This is a genomic window from Fontimonas sp. SYSU GA230001 (assembly GCF_040066175.1).
Classification (GTDB): Bacteria; Pseudomonadota; Gammaproteobacteria; order Nevskiales; family Nevskiaceae; genus Solimonas.
This window is the reverse complement of sequence record NZ_JBEAAM010000032.1, coordinates 1-15,682: the sequence shown is the minus strand read 5'-3', so window position 1 is coordinate 15,682 and position 15,682 is coordinate 1. Positions and strand designations below refer to the sequence as shown.

General features: G+C 67.2%; 15 protein-coding genes and 1 other RNA gene. 8 read left to right on the top strand and 8 right to left on the bottom strand.

Annotated elements, in window-relative coordinates; all coding sequences use genetic code 11:
* The first annotated feature begins 5 nt into the window (after positions 1-5).
* Positions 6-1,391, top strand: a complete 1,386-nt coding sequence (gene sthA / locus AAG565_RS14410; protein WP_348820336.1) for a Si-specific NAD(P)(+) transhydrogenase — start codon at positions 6-8, stop codon at positions 1,389-1,391.
* 19 nt (positions 1,392-1,410) lie between these two features.
* On the opposite strand, the gene dnaJ is transcribed toward sthA, so the two are convergent.
* The 4 genes from dnaJ to hrcA all read right to left on the bottom strand — a co-directional run bounded on the left by dnaJ (position 1,411) and on the right by hrcA (position 6,314).
* Positions 1,411-2,532: a molecular chaperone DnaJ gene (dnaJ, locus tag AAG565_RS14405; protein ID WP_348820335.1), complete on the bottom strand. Its 1,122-nt coding sequence runs from the start codon at positions 2,530-2,532 to the stop codon at positions 1,411-1,413.
* Between the two features lie 115 nt (positions 2,533-2,647).
* Positions 2,648-4,564 carry a molecular chaperone DnaK gene (gene dnaK / locus AAG565_RS14400; RefSeq protein WP_348820334.1) on the bottom strand — a complete coding sequence of 639 codons (1,917 nt, stop codon included), beginning with the start codon at positions 4,562-4,564 and terminating at the stop codon, positions 2,648-2,650.
* Between the two features lie 59 nt (positions 4,565-4,623).
* Positions 4,624-5,163: a nucleotide exchange factor GrpE gene (gene grpE / locus AAG565_RS14395; RefSeq protein ID WP_348820333.1), complete on the bottom strand. Its 540-nt coding sequence runs from the start codon at positions 5,161-5,163 to the stop codon at positions 4,624-4,626.
* Positions 5,164-5,276: 113 nt separating this feature from the next.
* Positions 5,277-6,314, bottom strand: a complete 1,038-nt coding sequence (gene hrcA / locus AAG565_RS14390) for a heat-inducible transcriptional repressor HrcA (RefSeq protein WP_348820332.1) — start codon at positions 6,312-6,314, stop codon at positions 5,277-5,279.
* Positions 6,315-6,425: 111 nt separating this feature from the next.
* Between hrcA and AAG565_RS14385 the strand changes: the two genes are divergently transcribed.
* Together AAG565_RS14385 and recN are read left to right on the top strand one after the other, a co-directional pair.
* Entirely contained in the window at positions 6,426-7,325 is a 900-nt protein-coding gene (locus AAG565_RS14385; RefSeq protein WP_348820331.1) for an NAD(+) kinase, read from the top strand.
* 13 nt (positions 7,326-7,338) lie between these two features.
* Positions 7,339-9,018 (top strand): DNA repair protein RecN, encoded by a 1,680-nt coding sequence (gene recN, locus AAG565_RS14380; protein ID WP_348820330.1) that lies wholly within the window; start codon positions 7,339-7,341, stop codon positions 9,016-9,018.
* A gap of 9 nt (positions 9,019-9,027) precedes the next feature.
* Here recN and AAG565_RS14375 read toward each other — a convergent pair whose 3' ends face one another.
* A complete protein-coding gene (locus tag AAG565_RS14375; RefSeq protein WP_348820329.1) occupies positions 9,028-9,369 on the bottom strand; it encodes a hypothetical protein in 342 nt (113 codons plus the stop codon).
* Between the two features lie 4 nt (positions 9,370-9,373).
* Positions 9,374-9,784, bottom strand: coding sequence for a ferric iron uptake transcriptional regulator (fur, locus tag AAG565_RS14370; protein ID WP_348820328.1), 411 nt, complete (start codon positions 9,782-9,784; stop codon positions 9,374-9,376).
* Positions 9,785-9,905: 121 nt separating this feature from the next.
* Here fur and AAG565_RS14365 point away from each other — a divergent pair, with 121 nt between their 5' ends.
* Positions 9,906-10,292, top strand: a complete 387-nt coding sequence (locus tag AAG565_RS14365; RefSeq protein WP_348820327.1) for an outer membrane protein assembly factor BamE — start codon at positions 9,906-9,908, stop codon at positions 10,290-10,292.
* A gap of 11 nt (positions 10,293-10,303) precedes the next feature.
* Here AAG565_RS14365 and AAG565_RS14360 read toward each other — a convergent pair whose 3' ends face one another.
* Positions 10,304-10,597: an RnfH family protein gene (locus tag AAG565_RS14360; protein WP_348820326.1), complete on the bottom strand. Its 294-nt coding sequence runs from the start codon at positions 10,595-10,597 to the stop codon at positions 10,304-10,306.
* A gap of 18 nt (positions 10,598-10,615) precedes the next feature.
* Complete coding sequence (locus AAG565_RS14355; RefSeq protein WP_348820325.1) at positions 10,616-11,998, bottom strand: sodium-dependent transporter; 1,383 nt, start codon at positions 11,996-11,998, stop codon at positions 10,616-10,618.
* Between the two features lie 52 nt (positions 11,999-12,050).
* Here AAG565_RS14355 and smpB point away from each other — a divergent pair, with 52 nt between their 5' ends.
* From smpB to AAG565_RS14335, 4 genes are all read left to right on the top strand, one after another.
* Positions 12,051-12,530 (top strand): SsrA-binding protein SmpB, encoded by a 480-nt coding sequence (gene smpB, locus AAG565_RS14350; protein WP_348820324.1) that lies wholly within the window; start codon positions 12,051-12,053, stop codon positions 12,528-12,530.
* A gap of 186 nt (positions 12,531-12,716) precedes the next feature.
* A complete protein-coding gene (locus AAG565_RS14345) occupies positions 12,717-14,132 on the top strand; it encodes an adenylate/guanylate cyclase domain-containing protein (protein WP_348820323.1) in 1,416 nt (471 codons plus the stop codon).
* Between the two features lie 46 nt (positions 14,133-14,178).
* Positions 14,179-14,532: a transfer-messenger RNA gene (gene ssrA, locus AAG565_RS14340) on the top strand.
* 365 nt (positions 14,533-14,897) lie between these two features.
* A complete protein-coding gene (locus tag AAG565_RS14335) occupies positions 14,898-15,494 on the top strand; it encodes a DUF6088 family protein (RefSeq protein WP_348820322.1) in 597 nt (198 codons plus the stop codon).
* Positions 15,495-15,682: the final 188 nt, after the last annotated feature.

Sequence of the window (15,682 nt, the reverse complement as noted above, 5' to 3'; positions counted from 1 at the left end):
CCGACATGGAACGCTACGACCTCGTCGTGATCGGCAGCGGGCCCGCCGGCGAAGGCGCGGCGATGATGGCGACCAAGCAGCATCGCCGCGTCGCCGTCGTCGAACGCTATGTGGAAGTCGGCGGAGGCTGCACGCACTGGGGCACGATCCCGAGCAAGGCACTGCGCCACGCCGTGCAGCAGCTCAGCCGCATCCGTGCCAATCCGCTGCTGCGCGAATATCGCAGCGAGCTGAATCTCAGCTACCCGCAGATCCTGCACAAGAAGAACAAGGCGATCGAGGCCCAGGTCGCCAGCCGCCAGCGCTTCTACGAACGCAACCGCGTGCCGGTGCTGCGCGGACACGCGCGTTTCGTCGATCCGCACACGGTGCGGGTCGAAGGTGACGGAACCTCGACGACGGTGCAGGCCGAACATTTCGTCATCGCCAGCGGTTCGCGCCCCTACCATCCACCGGAAGTGGATTTCTCGCACCCGCACATCCGCGACAGCGACAGCATCCTCGACTATCCGGAGCACCCGTTCTCGGTGACGATCTACGGCGCCGGCGTCATCGGCTGCGAGTACGCGTCGATCTTCCTCAACCTCGGCGTCAAGGTGACGCTGGTCAACACGCAGGACCGCCTGCTGTCGTTTCTCGACGACGAGATCGCCGAAGCCCTGTCCTATCACCTGCGCGAACAGGGCTGCATCATCCGCCACAACGAGCAGTTCGACCGCGTCGAGGCGCGCGAGCGCGACGTCGTCGTGCACCTCAAGTCTGGGCGCAAGATCAAGTCCGACATCCTGCTCTGGGCCAACGGCCGCACCGGCAACACCGACGGCATGGGCCTGGAGGCACTCGGCCTGCGGGTCAACAGCCGCGGCCAGCTCGCCGTCAACGAACACTTCCAGACCGCGATTCCGCACATCTACGCGGCCGGTGACGTCATCGGCCCGCCGGCGCTGGCCAGCGCCGCCTACGTGCAGGGCCGCCACGCCGCGCAGCACATCCTGGATCCGAAGACGCCGCCGCAGCGTCTGGAGATGGTGCCCAGCGGCATCTACACGATCCCGGAGATCTCCTCGGTCGGCCGGACCGAGCGCGAACTGCAGGACGCGCGCGTGCCCTACGAAGTCGGCCACGCCTCGTTCAAGAACATCGCCCGCGCGCAGATGGCGGACCAGACCACCGGCATGCTCAAGATCCTGTTCCATGCCGAGACGCTCAAGGTCCTGGGCGTGCACTGTTTCGGCGACCGCGCCTCCGAGATCGTGCATATCGGCCAGACGGTCATGGCCAGCAGCGACATCAACGACCTGCGCTATTTCATCCGCACGACGTTCAACTACCCGACGATGGCCGAGGCCTATCGGGTCGCGGCGCACAACGGGCTCAACCGGCTGGCTTAGCGGCCGGTTGGCGAGCGCCTCAGGTTCCGGTCAGGTCGTCGAAGAAGCGCTTGGCCTTGCCCAGCCAGGAACTGGCTTCCGGATGGTGCTTGCCGCCTTCCTCGTCGAGCGTCGCGCCGAACTGGCGCAACAGGTCCTTCTGCGCCTTGGACAGCTTGACCGGCGTCTCGACGATCACGTTGCAGTACAGATCACCGGCGTGCGCGGTGCGCACCGAGCGCACGCCACGACCGCGCAGGCGGAACTGCCTGCCGCTCTGCGTGCCTTCCGGCACGTCGATCTCGACCTCGCCTTCGAGCGTGGGCACCTTGAGCGTGCCACCCAGCGCCGCGGTGACGATCGAGATCGGCACGGTGCAATGCAGATCGTTGTTGTCGCGGTCGAAGACCTCGTGCGGCTTGACGTTGATCTGCACGTATAGATCGCCACTGGGCGCGCCCTGATCGCCGGGTTCGCCCTCGCCGCTCAGGCGGATGCGGTCGCCGGTATCGACGCCTGGCGGAATCTTGACCTCCAGCGTCTTCTCGCGGCGTACCTTGCCCGCACCGCGGCAGCTGCGGCAGGGGTCGTTGATCGTCGTGCCGCGGCCGCGGCAATGCGGACAGGTCTGCTGCAGGACGAAGAAGCCCTGCTGCACCCGCACCTGGCCGCTGCCCTTGCAGGTCGGGCAGGCCGCCGGTTTCTTGCCGTCGGCGGTACCGTGGCCGTGGCACGCCTCGCAACTGTCCCAGCTGGGGATGCGGATGGTCTCGGTGGTGCCGAAAACCGCCTGTTCGAGCGTCAGCTCCATCATGTAGCGCAGGTCGGCGCCGCGTCGCGGGCCGCCACGGCCGCCGCCGAAGATGTCCGCGAAGACGTCGCCGAAGATGTCCGCGAAGCCGCCCGCGCCGCCGAAATCCGGGCCGCCACCGCCGCGCTGCAGGCCTTCGTGGCCGTACTTGTCATAGACCGCGCGCCGCTGCGGATCGGTGAGGACTTCGTAGGCTTCGCTCGCCTCCTTGAATCTCTCCTCGGCGGTCTTGTCACCCGGGTTGCGATCGGGGTGGTACTTCATCGCCAGCCGGCGATAGGACTTCTTCAGCTCGTCCTCGGTCGCCGTCTTGGCGACGCCGAGGATTTCGTAGTAGTCGCGCTTGCTCATGGTCGGGAATCGGGAGGCGGGAACCTGAGTCTGGGAAATCGGGAATCGTCAAAGCCGAAGAGGCGCACACAGCGCCTCTTCGACTCCCGATTCCCCATTCCCGATTCTCGGGTGGTTACTTCTTGTCCTTGACTTCCGTGAACTCGGCATCGACGACGTCGTCCGCCTTGGGCGCAGCGCCGGCTTCCGGGGCCGCGCCGCCGGCGCCGCCCTTCTTCGCATAGACCCGTTCCATCAGCTTGGCGGACGCCTGCGCCAGCGCCTCGGTCTTGGACTCGATCTGGTCCTTGTCGTTGGTCTTGACCGCCTCGCGCGCAGCGGCGATCGCGTCCTCGATGGTCTTCTTCTCGTCGGCCTGCACCTCGTCGCCGAGGTCCTTCAGCGACTTCTCGACCGCGTGGATCATCTGGTCGGCCTGGTTGCGCGCGCCGACCAGTTCGTTGAACTTGCGGTCTTCCTCGGCGTGCGCCTCGGCGTCCTTGACCATCTTCTGGATCTCGTCCTCGGTCAGGCCGGAATTCGCGGTGATGCGGATCGACTGCTCCTTGCCGGTGGCCTTGTCCTTCGCGGTCACGTGCAGGATGCCGTTGGCGTCGATATCGAAGATCACCTCCACCTGCGGCACGCCGCGCGGCGCCGGCGCGATGCCGGTGAGGTCGAAGCGGCCCAGCGACTTGTTCGCCGACGCGATCTCGCGCTCACCCTGATAGACCTGGATCGTCACCGCGGTCTGATTGTCCTCCGCGGTCGTGAACGTCTCCGACTTCTTGGTCGGAATCGTCGTGTTCTTCTCGATCAGCTTGGTCATCTTGCCGCCGAGCGTCTCGATGCCCAGCGACAGCGGCGTGACGTCGAGCAGCAGCACGTCCTTGCGCTCGCCGGAGAGCACGGCGCCCTGCACCGCGGCGCCGACGGCCACGGCTTCATCCGGGTTGACGTCCTTGCGCGCCTCCTTGCCGAAGAAGGCCTTGACCGCCTCTTGCACCTTGGGCATGCGCGTCTGGCCGCCGACGAGAATCACCTCGTCGATCTCCGAAGCCTTCAGGCCCGCGTCCTTGAGCGCGATGCCGCAGGGTTTCATCGACTTCTCGATCAGGTCCTCGACCAGCGACTCGAGCTTGGCGCGAGTCAGCTTCATGTTGAGGTGCTTGGGGCCGGTCTGGTCGGCGGTGATGTACGGCAGGTTGATCTCGGTCTGCGTGGTGCTCGACAGCTCGATCTTGGCCTTCTCGGCGGCTTCCTTGAGACGCTGCAGCGCCAGCGGATCCTTGTGCAGGTCGATGCCCTGCTCCTTCTGGAACTCCGCCGCGATGTACTCGATCACGCGCTGGTCGAAGTCCTCGCCGCCGAGGAAGGTGTCGCCGTTGGTGGCCAGCACTTCGAACTGCTTCTCGCCATCGACGTCGGCGATCTCGATGATCGAGATGTCGAAGGTGCCGCCGCCCAAGTCATAGACCGCGATCTTCTGGTCCTTCTTGCCGGCCTTGTCCAGACCGAACGCGAGCGCGGCCGCGGTCGGCTCGTTGATGATGCGCTTGACCTCGAGGCCGGCGATGCGGCCGGCGTCCTTGGTCGCCTGGCGCTGCGAGTCGTTGAAATAGGCCGGCACGGTGATGACCGCCTCGGTCACCGGATGGCCGAGATAGTCCTCGGCGGTCTTCTTCATCTTGCGCAGCACTTCGGCCGAGATCTGCTGCGGCGCGAGCTTCTTGCCCTTGACCTCGACCCAGGCGTCGCCATTGTCGGCCTTGATGATCTTGAACGGCGAGTGCTTGATCGCCTTCTGCACCTCCGCGTCCTCGAAGCGGCGGCCGATCAGGCGCTTGACCGCGAACAGGGTGTTGTGCGGATTGGTGACGGCCTGACGCTTGGCGCTGCGGCCGACGATGGGGTTGGGCTCATCGGTGTAGGCGACGATCGAGGGCGTCGTGCGCTCGCCTTCGGCGTTCTCGATGACCTTGACGTTGTTGCCCTCCATGATGGCAACACAGCTGTTGGTCGTGCCGAGGTCGATGCCGATGATCTTGGACATGGGATGCTCCGGGAAATCTGTTCAGGACTGACGGTTAACTGGCGACAGGCGCCGGATTTTCAAGTGGCTTTGGCGACCACGACCATCGCCGGCCGCAGCAGGCGCTCGTGCAGCGTGTAGCCCTTCTGCATCACGCTCAGCACGTGATTGGGCGCGACCTCGGCGGACGGCGCCATCGACATCGCCTGGTGGAAGTCGGGATTGAATGGCTGGCCGACCGGGTCCAGCTGTCGGACGCCGTGCTTTTCGAGGACCGCCATCAGCTGCCGGTGGGTCAGCTGCATGCCTTCGGCGAGCGGTTTAGCCGACGCGTCGGCCCCGGTGGCGGCCTTGAGTCCGAGTTCGAGGCTGTCGCAGACCGAGAGCAGCTCGCCGAGCAGCTTTTCGTTGGCGTACTTGAGGCTGTTCTGTGCATCGCGCTCGAGCCGGCGGCGCGTGTTTTCGAGATCGGCCAGCGCACGCAGCTGCGCCTCACGGGCGGCATGGGCCTGCAGCTCCGCGGCGGCCACCTGCGCCTTGAGGGCATCCACTTCGCTGATGGGGGGCGCGTCCGGCGCCTGCTCGGCGTCTGGCGCGCGCGTTTCCGTTTGTTCGCTCATGACTGTATCGGTGTGGATGGATCGCCGCCCGCCGCGAAGGCCGGCAGCCGAATGGGGCGCAATGATAGCGGCGCAGCCGCACCCGCGCTGCACCGGCGCTGCCTTTGTGGGGATCAGGCGTCGCGTTTCAAGCCCGCGGACAGTGCGCGGGCGGTTTCCTGGACCAGCGGAATGATGCGCGAGTAGGACATGCGGGTCGGGCCGATCACGCCGAGTACGCCGGCTACCTGACCGTCCACGTAGTACGGCGCGGTGACGACGCTGCATTCGTCGAGCACGCGGTAGCCGGATTCCTCGCCGATGAAGATCTGTACGCCGTCGGCCTGCAGGCACTGATCGAACAGGCCGAGCAGGTCGCGCTTGCGGTCGAGCGCGTCGAACAGGCCGCGCAGACGGTTGACGTCGGCCAGTTCCTGGAAACGCATCAGATTGGGCCCGCCGGCGACGACGTAGTCCGGCTCGTCGGCACTGTGCAGGGCCTGCTCCGCCATCGTCGCCGCCTCGCGCAGCATCAGGTTGATGCGCGCCTGGGTTTCGCCGGCATCCTGCGCCAGCGCGTTGCGCAGGCTCACCAGGTCGCGGCCGGCGTAGTGCTCGTTGATCAGGTTGGCGAAGCGCTCCAGTTCGTCGGTGCCGTAAGGATGGTCGGCATAGATGATCCGGTTCTGCACCTCGCACTGGTTCACGACCAGGATCGCCAGCACGCGATGCCCGGACAGCGGCAGGAATTCGATGCGGCGCAGGATCGCCAGGTTGCGGCGCGGCACGGTGACCACGCCGGCCATGTGCGTGAGCCGCGACAGCACGTTCGATGCCGCCTGCACCAGATCGGCGACGGAACGGTCGCCGGGCACCAGCTCATCGACGATCTGGCCCTGCTCGTCGGCGGACAGGGCTTCCGGGGCGAGCAGGGTATCGACGAAATACCGATACCCGCGCGTGGTCGGGATCCGCCCGGCCGACGTGTGCGGCGAGGCGACGAAGCCCATCTCGTCCAGATCCGCCATGACGTTGCGGATGGTCGCCGGCGACAGGCCCAGACCGGCCATGCGCGAAAGCGTGCGCGAGCCCACCGGCTGGCCATCGTGGATGTAGCGCTCGACGAGCAGCTTCAGCAACTCCGCGGCGCGGCTATCGAGGGCGTTGGACATGGACAGAAAATGAAGGACTTGGGCGCGCTTTTCAAGCGCCGCGCGCGCGTGCCCGGGCCGGCTTTCATGCTAACGTTCGCGCGTCTTTGAGGCCGCGCCGGAACGGCACGCATGTCGGAATTCAGAACGATAGGGCTGATCGGCCGACGCGGCGACCCGCGCGTCGTGCCCACCCTGCTGACCCTGTGCAACGAGATCCGCGCCATGGGCCGCGGCGTACTGGTCGAGAAGGACGCCTCCGGACTCGACGCCTGCCCTGCCCCGGTGATCCGCGCCAGCCGTGCCGAGATGGCGCAACGCTGCGATCTGGTGGTCGCCGTCGGCGGCGACGGCACGCTGCTGTCGGCTGCGCGCGCGCTGACCCCGAGCGGCGTGCCGATCCTGGGCGTCAATCAGGGACGGCTCGGCTTCATGGTCGATGTCGCGCCCGACGACATGCGCGAAACCCTCGCGGCGATCTTCGCCGGCGAGTACCTGCGCGAGGAGCGCCTGCTGCTCGAGGCGCATCTGCGCCGTGGCGAGACCGTTTCCGGCCCCTTCCTGGCGATCAACGACGTGGTGATCCGCAACCAGGCGGCGATCCGCATGCTCGAGTTCGAAACCTGGCTGGACGGCGAGTTCATCTCCCAGCATCGCGCCGACGGCTTCATCGTCTCGTCGCCGACCGGCTCGACGGCCTACGCGCTGTCGGGCGGTGGTCCGGTGCTGCATCCGAGCCTGGAAGCGATGGCCCTGGTGCCGATCTGTCCGCACACGCTGTCGGACCGGCCGATCGTGGTCGGCGCGCGGCAGACCGTGCGCATCGTCCTGCGCGGCGATGCGGCGACCACGGCGATGTGCACCTGCGACGGACAGTCCAGCGAATCGCTGGCGGCCGGCCACAGCCTGGAAGTGCGTCGCGCGGGCGCCCGGCTGAGTCTGATCCATCCGAACAACTACAGCTATTTCAATATACTGCGTAACAAACTTCATTGGGGACGCGGCCCGCAGCTGAGTCCCGACGGCAACTGACCGGGCACCCGACATGCTCAAGGCCCTGACCATCTGCAACCTCGCGGTGATCGACACGCTCGACCTCGAATGCGAGGCCGGATTCAGCGTGCTGACCGGCGAGACCGGCGCCGGCAAATCCATCCTGATCGACGCGATCGGACTGGCCGTCGGGCAACGCGCCGATGCCGGCCTGGTACGCGCCGGCGCCGAGCGCGCCGAGATCAGCGCCGAATTCGAGATCGAGGCGTCGAGTCCCGCCGCCGCCTGGCTGCGCGACAACAGCCTCGACGATCCCGAGCAGCCCGGACTGGCGGTGATCCGCCGCGTCGTGCAGGCGGGCGGCCGCGGCCGCGCCTTCATCAACGGCGCTGCGGTATCCGCGACGCAGCTGCAGGAACTCGGCGAGCGGCTGATCGAGATCTTCGGTCAGTCGGAGAGCCAGACGCTGTTGCGGCCCGATGTGCAGCGCCAGCTGCTCGATGACTATGGCGCGCACGGCCGCGAGCTCGACGCGGTCGCCGAGGCGGCGCGGCAGGTTCACGCACTCGATCGGCGGATCGACGAGCTGCGCGCTGCGGCCGGCCGGGAGCCGGCGCAGATCGATTTCCTGAGGTTCCAGGTGCAGGAGCTCGACGCCCTCCAGCTCGGCACACACGAGCTGGAGACTCTGGAAGCCGACCATCGGCGCCTGGCCGGCGCAGGGCGCCTGCTGCAGGACGGTGGCGAGGCCCAGGAGCGCCTCTACGGTGGCGATGACAGCATCTACGACCAACTCAGCGCAGTGCACGCACGGCTGCAGAGCCTGGTCCCGCTGCACGCCGACTTCGCTGCGGTCCTGGAAGCCCTGGGTGGCGCACAGACGCAGGTCGAGGACGCCGCCGACACGATCCGCCAGATCCTCGGCCGACTCGATCTCGATCCGCAACGCCTGGCCGGCGTCGAGCAGCGCCTGCAGGCGATCCACGATCTGGCGCGCAAGCACCGCGTGCGCGCCGACGCCCTCGCCGCGCACCGCGAGCAGTTGCGCGCGCAGCTCGACGCGCTCGAACACGCTTCCGAGCTGCTCGACGCGCTGCAGGCCGAGCGTGGAGCGGCCCTGCAGCGTTATCGCGAGCACGCACAGGCGCTGAGTGCGGCCCGCGTCAAGGCCGCGCGACGCTTCGGCCGTGAGGTGACCGCGATCGTGCGCACGCTGGGGATGCCCAGCGCCGAGTTCGTGGTCGCGGTGGAGGCCGACCCGGCGATGCCGGTCAGCCCGCGTGGCATCGACGGCGTGCGTTTCGATTTCACCGCCAATCCGGGCCAGCCGGCGCGGCCGCTGGCCAAGGTGGCCTCCGGCGGCGAACTGTCACGCGTGTCGCTGGCGATCCAGGTCACCGGCCTGCAGCGCAACGGCGCGCCGACGATGATCTTCGACGAGGTGGATGCCGGTATCAGCGGCGCCGTGGCCGAGATCGTCGGCCAGACGCTGCGCAAGCTCGGCGCCGAACGCCAGGTCCTGTGCGTCACGCATCTCGCCCAGGTGGCTGCGCAGGGGCACGCCCACTACGCGATCCGCAAGACCGTGCGCGGCGGGCAGACCTTCACCGCGGTTGAGAAACTCGGCGACGGCGAGCGCGTCGGCGAGCTGGCGCGCATGCAGGGCGGCGTCGAGGTCAGCGGTGCGGCCCTGGAACACGCCCGTGACCTGCTGCAGCGTGCCGGGGCCTGAACTGCCCGCTCACTTCTCCGGGGAATCCGCAGGTGGCGGACCGTCGCCCTTGACCGCGTCGCGGACCGCGTGGCCGACCTCCTTGGTGGTGTCGCGGATCGCGTGACCGGCTTCGCGTGTGACCTCGCGTGCGGTGCGGCCGACGTCCTGGGCCGCATCGCGCGTGACATGACCGATCTTGCGCGTGGTGTCGCGTGTCGCGTGGCCGATCTCGCGCGTCGCCTCGCGCGCGCCGCCGCCGACCTCGCGCACGACCTCGCCGACGGTCGCATCCTCGTCGGCCCGTGCCGTCGCCGTGCCGACCTGCGCAGCGATGAGGACACACAGGAACAGCAGTGCGCGCAGCGTCATGCCCTCACGCTCCCTTCTTCTTGGGCCGCACGTAGAGCACGAGATTGTGTTCCTCGACGACGTAGCCATGCTTGTCCGCGATCTGCCGCTGCAGCCGCTCGATCTCGTCGCTGACGAACTCGATCACCTTGCCGGTTTCGAGGCAGACCATGTGGTCGTGATGATGGCCGCGCTCCAGCTCGAACACCGCGGAGCCGCTCTCGAAATGGTGCCGCCGCACCAGCCCGGCCGCCTCGAACTGGGTCAGCACGCGGTAAACCGTCGCCAGGCCGACATCCTCGTTGAGGTCGATCAGCATGCGGTAGATGTCCTCCGCGGACAGGTGGCGGCGGTCGCTCTTCTCCAGCAGTTCGAGGATCTTGAGCCGCGGCAGAGTGACCTTCAGCCCGGCATTGCGTAGATCAGCGGTTTCCATGCGGCGCCTGCCATCGTCTTTCCGCTATTATCCGCGCTCTTTCCGAACGGGCAACCCGATGCGCCCCCCGATCCGAGTCATTTTCGTCCTTGCCTGCGCTGGCCTGCTGGCCGCATGCCAGATGATCTACAAGCTGCCGACCCGTCAGGGCAACGTCATCGAGCAGAAGCAGCTCGATCAACTGGCGATCGGCATGACCCGCGAGCAGGTCGTTTACCTGATGGGAACGCCGCTGGCCGCCAGTCCGTTCCGCGAGGACCGCTGGGACTACGTGGGCTACTACAAGTCGCCGCGCGGACAGGAGTCCAAGCGGCTGGTCACGCTCTATTTCGACGGCGAAGGCAAGCTGGCGAAGATGGAGGGTGTGCAGGAGGAAGCCGCGAAGAAGGCGGTCGAATCGCCGGACATCAAGACGGTGATCCGCGAGGAAAAGCGCGCCGAAAACGAGGACGAACGCAGCGCCTCGGAGCGTCAGACCGGCGTCGTCATCCGCCCCAACAACGAGTAGCGCTCAGCGGCTCACTTGCGCGCCGCCGCGGCGCGCTGACGCCGCATTTCCTTGGGATCGGCGATCAGCGGTCGGTAGATCTCGATGCGATCGCCGGGCCGGACCACGTCGTCGAAGGCGGCGAGATGACTCCAGCGCCCGATCCGATTGCGGGTCAGGTCGATCTCCGGGAAGCGCTGCAGGATCCCGGACCGTTCGATCGCTTCCCGCAGCGTCGCGCCTTCGTTGACATCGAGCTTGAGTATCACCTGCTCGTCCGGGCGCGCGTAGCACACCTCGACCTGGATCAGATCACCCCGTGACATCGGCTTCTCCCTGCCCGTTCACGCCCACAACCCGACCAGCCAGTTCAGCAAGCCGCTGGCGTAGCACAGAATCACGATCAGACCGATCCGTGCCGGATAGCGCAGCAGGTAGAACCAGGCCTGAAACAGCCAGCGGTCGCGTTCGCCCCAGGTGGCCGAAACCAGGTCGCGCGGCATGATGCTGACCACGAACACGCAGATCAGCAGGCCGGTGGCCGGTGCGAAGACGCTGGCGGTCAGGAACCGCACCCATTCGAAGAAGTTGTTGCCCCACAGCTGGAAATTCTCCAGCACGTTGAACGACAGCAGGCTGCCCAGTCCGAGGTACCAGATGATCAGCGCGCTGCTGGCTGCCGCGAAAACGCGGGTCCAGCGCAGGCGGTCGATCAGGTAGCGCGTCAGCGGCTCCAGGAGCACGGTCGCCGAGCTGAGTGCGACCAGGAACAAGGTCAGGAAGAAGCCCACGCCGAACAGCGTGCCGCCCAGATCCTGCGGCAGACTGCGCGGCAGCACCTGGAAAATCAGTGCCAGTCCGGGCGCGGGCTGCAGGCCGGCGGCGAGGATCACCGTGAACAGGGCGATGCCGCCCAGCAGGCTGAAACAGAGGTCGATCAGCATCAGCGTCAGGGCCAGGCGCTTGACCGGCGCCGCGACCGGCAGATAGACGCCGAGATTCATCATCACGCCGATGCCCAGGCTCATCGTGAAGAACGCCTGATTCATCGCCTCGATCACGCCGCGCCAGCCGAGCTGCGAGAAATCCGGTGCCAGCAGCCAGCGCACCGCACTTCCCGCGTCCCGCGCAAGCACCGCGTACGCGCACAGCGCCATGATCAGGGCCGCGGCGGCGGGCATCAGCCGCGTGGCGGTCCGTTCGATGCCCTCGCGGAACCCGTGCGCGACGACGATGCAGACGACGACCATGAAGATGGTGTGCCACGACAGGCTGCGCTCCGGGTCGCGCGCCAGTTCGAGGAACACCTCCGTCGCGGCGGTTTCGCTCATGCCGCCGAAGCCGCCGCCGGCAACGCGGAACATGTACGCGATGCTCCAGCCGGCAATGATGCTGTAGTAGGACAGGATCAACACCGCACCGGCCATCGCCAGCACACCGATCACCTTCCATCCGGAATGGGCGCGCGCTGCTTCGGCGAGTCGCTGAAATCCGGCGATCAGGTCGTCGCGCGTCCAGCGGCCGAGCATCCACTCCGCGGCGACCAGCGGCACCGCGATGAAGATCAGCGACAGCACATAGACCAGCAGGAAGGCGGCGCCGCCATACTCGCCCATCAGATAGGGCACGCGCGTGAGGTTGCTGATGCCGACGGTCGCACCCGCCGCCACCCACAGGAAGCTCTGCGACGAGGTCCAGTAACCGTGACTGCTTTCGCGGATGTTCATGCGGACGTGCGTTGGGCCGGCCCAAGTGTAGCCTTCCCCCTATAATTTGCCGATGAGCCAGAAGGACGAGACAGCTGATCCCGCGCGCTTGATCGCCGTCAATCGCCGCGCGCGCCACGACTACCACATCGAGGATCGCTACGAGGCCGGCCTCGCGCTGCAGGGCTGGGAGGTCAAGAGCCTGCGCGCCGGCCGTGCCCAGATCACCGAAGCCTACGTGACGCTCAAGAACGGCGAGGCCTTCCTCATCGGCGCGCATTTCACGCCGCTCAAGCAGACCTGCACCCACGAGATCGCGGATGCGACACGCACGCGCAAACTGCTGCTGCAGCAGCGCGAGCTGTCGAGCCTGATCGGCAAGGTCGAGCGCGCCGGCTATACGCTGGTGCCGCTGGATCTGCACTGGACGCGCGGCCGCGCCAAGCTCGAAGTCGGGCTGGCCAAGGGCAAGAAGCAGCACGACAAGCGTGCGGACATCAAGGAGCGGGACTGGCAGCGGCAGAAAGAGCGGATCATGCGCCACGATGCATAGGCATCCGGATCGGATCTCGCGTATGTCAGTCCCGGCGGCGACGCGCTGATTCGCGACTGGCTGCGCCGATCGCGACGGGCCGCGACCGCATGGCTCGCCCACGCGACCGCTCGGCCGCTGCGTCGGGCGTTTGTCTGGAGACATCCGCACGATCGGGCGTACAGTGGTCCTTCGTTCAGGTGAGCCATGTCGCGGACCGAAAACCTCACCGTGATGTTCACGGACATCGTCAACTTCACCGAGCGCACGTCCCGGCAGTCGCGCGCGGATACCGAGGCGATGCTGCGCGAGCACGACCGGCTGCTGCTGCCGCTGATCGGCCGTTTCGGCGGCCGCAGGGTCAAGTCGATCGGCGACGCGCTGCTGGTGACGTTCCGCTCGCCGACCGATGCGGTGCGCTGCGGCATGGCCATGCAGGACACCCTGGCCGAGTACAACGCCGGCCGCCCTGACGACGCCCAGATCCACATCCGTGTCGCGCTCAATGTCGGCGAGGTTCGCGTCGATCGCCGGGACGTGTTCGGCGAGGCGGTGAACGTCGCATCCCGGGTCGAACAGCTCACTCCGCCGGACCAGATCTACTTCACCGAGGCCGTCTATCTCGCGATGAACAAGGCCGAGGTGCCCAGCGCGGTCGTCGGAGTCCAACAACTGCGGGGCGTGCCCGAGCCGGTCAAGCTGTTCCACGTGCCGGCGCGCAAGATCAACCGGCTCGTCCCGGGTGGCGAGGAACTGGCCGAACTTCCCGGTGAACTGCCATTCGGCGGCGTCCATCGTCGCGCGCCACCGCCGACCGGGCTGGCTGCCGCACTCGCCGTGCTGCGCACGCGGACGGCACGCTGGTCGCCACGGTTCTGGAATCACCAGGAACTACTGCGTCTGCCGCCGCGCGCACGCCTGCTGCCGCTCGCCGGCTTGCTCGGCGCAACGCTGGCGCTGGCCTGGTTGCTGAACGCCACCGAGAGCGCTTCACCGCCGCGCGCAGTCGCCGAAGCGGACGCGGCGCCGATCCAGGCCGCGGCCCCGGCGACCGACACCGGGGGCGTACGGTCCCCTGCCGATGCACGCCGGGACGAGGCGATCTCACTGCTGCAGCGTGGCCATCGTGCGTTCGAGAACGACCAGCGACGGGAAGCCGTCGAACACTACGCCCGCGCCTTGCAGAGGCTGCCCGAACTGCACGACGATCCTCTCCTTGCACGACGGCTCGTCGCCTGCCTGAGCTGGGCCAGCGATCTCGCAACGCCGCTGATCCGCGCCCATGCCAGTCCAGCGGTGATCGCAGCTCTGGCCGCGCGCACCGCGGAACTCGGCACGCGCGGCGCCGCACGCGCCGCCGAGCTGCTCCGGGAGCTGGGCCACGCCGAACGCATCGCGCCGGTGCTCACCGCCACCAATGACCTCGCCCAGTCGCAGAGTTGCGAAGGCAAGCTCGACGCCATCCGGCGCCTGCGCCAGCTGGGCGACCCACGCGCGCTGCCGGCGCTGCGCGAAAGCCTCGGCAGCGGCCTGCGCGCCTGGTTCAAGACCAGCTGTTATCGCAGCGAGGCACAGGCGGCAATCAAGGATCTGGAGCGACTTCAGAGCCCTGCCCCGGGCTGACGCAGCAGCGGAACTTTCCCCGTCCGTGCTAGTCTTACCGCCACTCGGGGCTGACCGGTTTCGACGCGGGTCACGGAATCCGAGGTGCATGCCGAGGCGTCACGTCCTCGTAAAACCCGTGGCAAACAAGCTAGTTGCGAACGACGCGAACTACGCCCTCGCCGCCTAATTCCGGCGAGCGTTTCACTCTCTGGTTCCGATGCCGGAGAACTGAAACGTCGACTCTCATCGGATCGTGAAAGGACCCGCCCTTGGTCTGATCACTAAAACTCCAAGGGGATAAGCGGTGGCGTTCCGTGCCGATCCGGCAACCACCGACGAAAACCAAAGACCGGCTACGCATGTAGAGCCAAGGGCTACGCACCAGCGGACGCGGGTTCAATTCCCGCCAGCTCCACCAATACCAAAACCCCAACCGTTCTCGGTTGGGGTTTTTTCTTGCCCGATCGCGCCGGTTCCCGCGTGTTCGCGGGGATTCCTGCGGAAGCCTGCGGACTTCGGCATCCGGCCCTTGGCCCCGTCCAGGGCCACCTTCCTCTCTCTCCCGGCCGTTTTTCTCTCCGGCCTCGCTCCGGGAAACTGGCCCGAAGTCCGCAAAGGCCTCAATCGCCACGCCTACAAATCAACGAGTTACGCGCGGACGAATCAAGCGGTTGGATCGAAGCATCGCCAGACCAAAGGAAACCACACCGTTCATGCCGACGCCGGGGCGGTTTGAAAGATGTCAGAAACAGCTATATACTTCTGACAAACGGAGACCACCCCATGAGCCACCTCAGCGAAGCCATTCTGTCCGCCGCCCAGGCCCTCCCGGAGGGAGGCTTGATATCACCCAAGGAATTCCTGCATCTGGCGTCCAGGGCGGCGGTGGATCAGGCGCTGGCCCGACTGGCACGCGAGGGGAAGTTGCTGCGCGTCGGACGGGGGGCCTACGCCCTGCCGGTGGCCAGCCGCTTCGGTTCCCGCCCGCCCTCGACCGAGGCGGTCGTCGAAGCCATCGCGTCCACCCACGGTGAAGTCGTCGTGCCCAACGGCGCGGCGGAAGCCAATGCGCTGGGGCTGACCACGCAGGTGCCGACCCGGGAGATCTTTCTGACGTCGGGGCCCACGCGAAAGCTACGCCTGGGTAACCGCACCGTCGAGCTCAAGCACGGCAGCCGCTGGCAGCTCGCGCTCGGCAAGCGCCCGGCCGGCAAGGCCATTCGCGCCCTATCCTGGCTGGGACCCGAGCAGGCGCCCTCCGCCCTGCACATCCTGCATGCCCAACTGCCCGCGGAAGAATGGGCCGCCTTGCAGGCCGCGCGGGCGGCCCTGCCCGGATGGATGGCCCGCGCCGTCAGCGAGATGAATGCGCATGGCTGAGTCCTGGTTCGCGCTCAGCCAGGCCGATCGGGTCGAGGCCCTGGAATACGCGGCGGCCCAGAGCGGCCGCCCGGCACACCTGCTGGAAAAAGCCTCTCTTGAAATTTGAGTGGGTAGATTGGACGGTATGGGAGCCGTCCGGCTGGCGGCCATGATGAGTGGGAACGATTTGTATGCATGACAGGTTG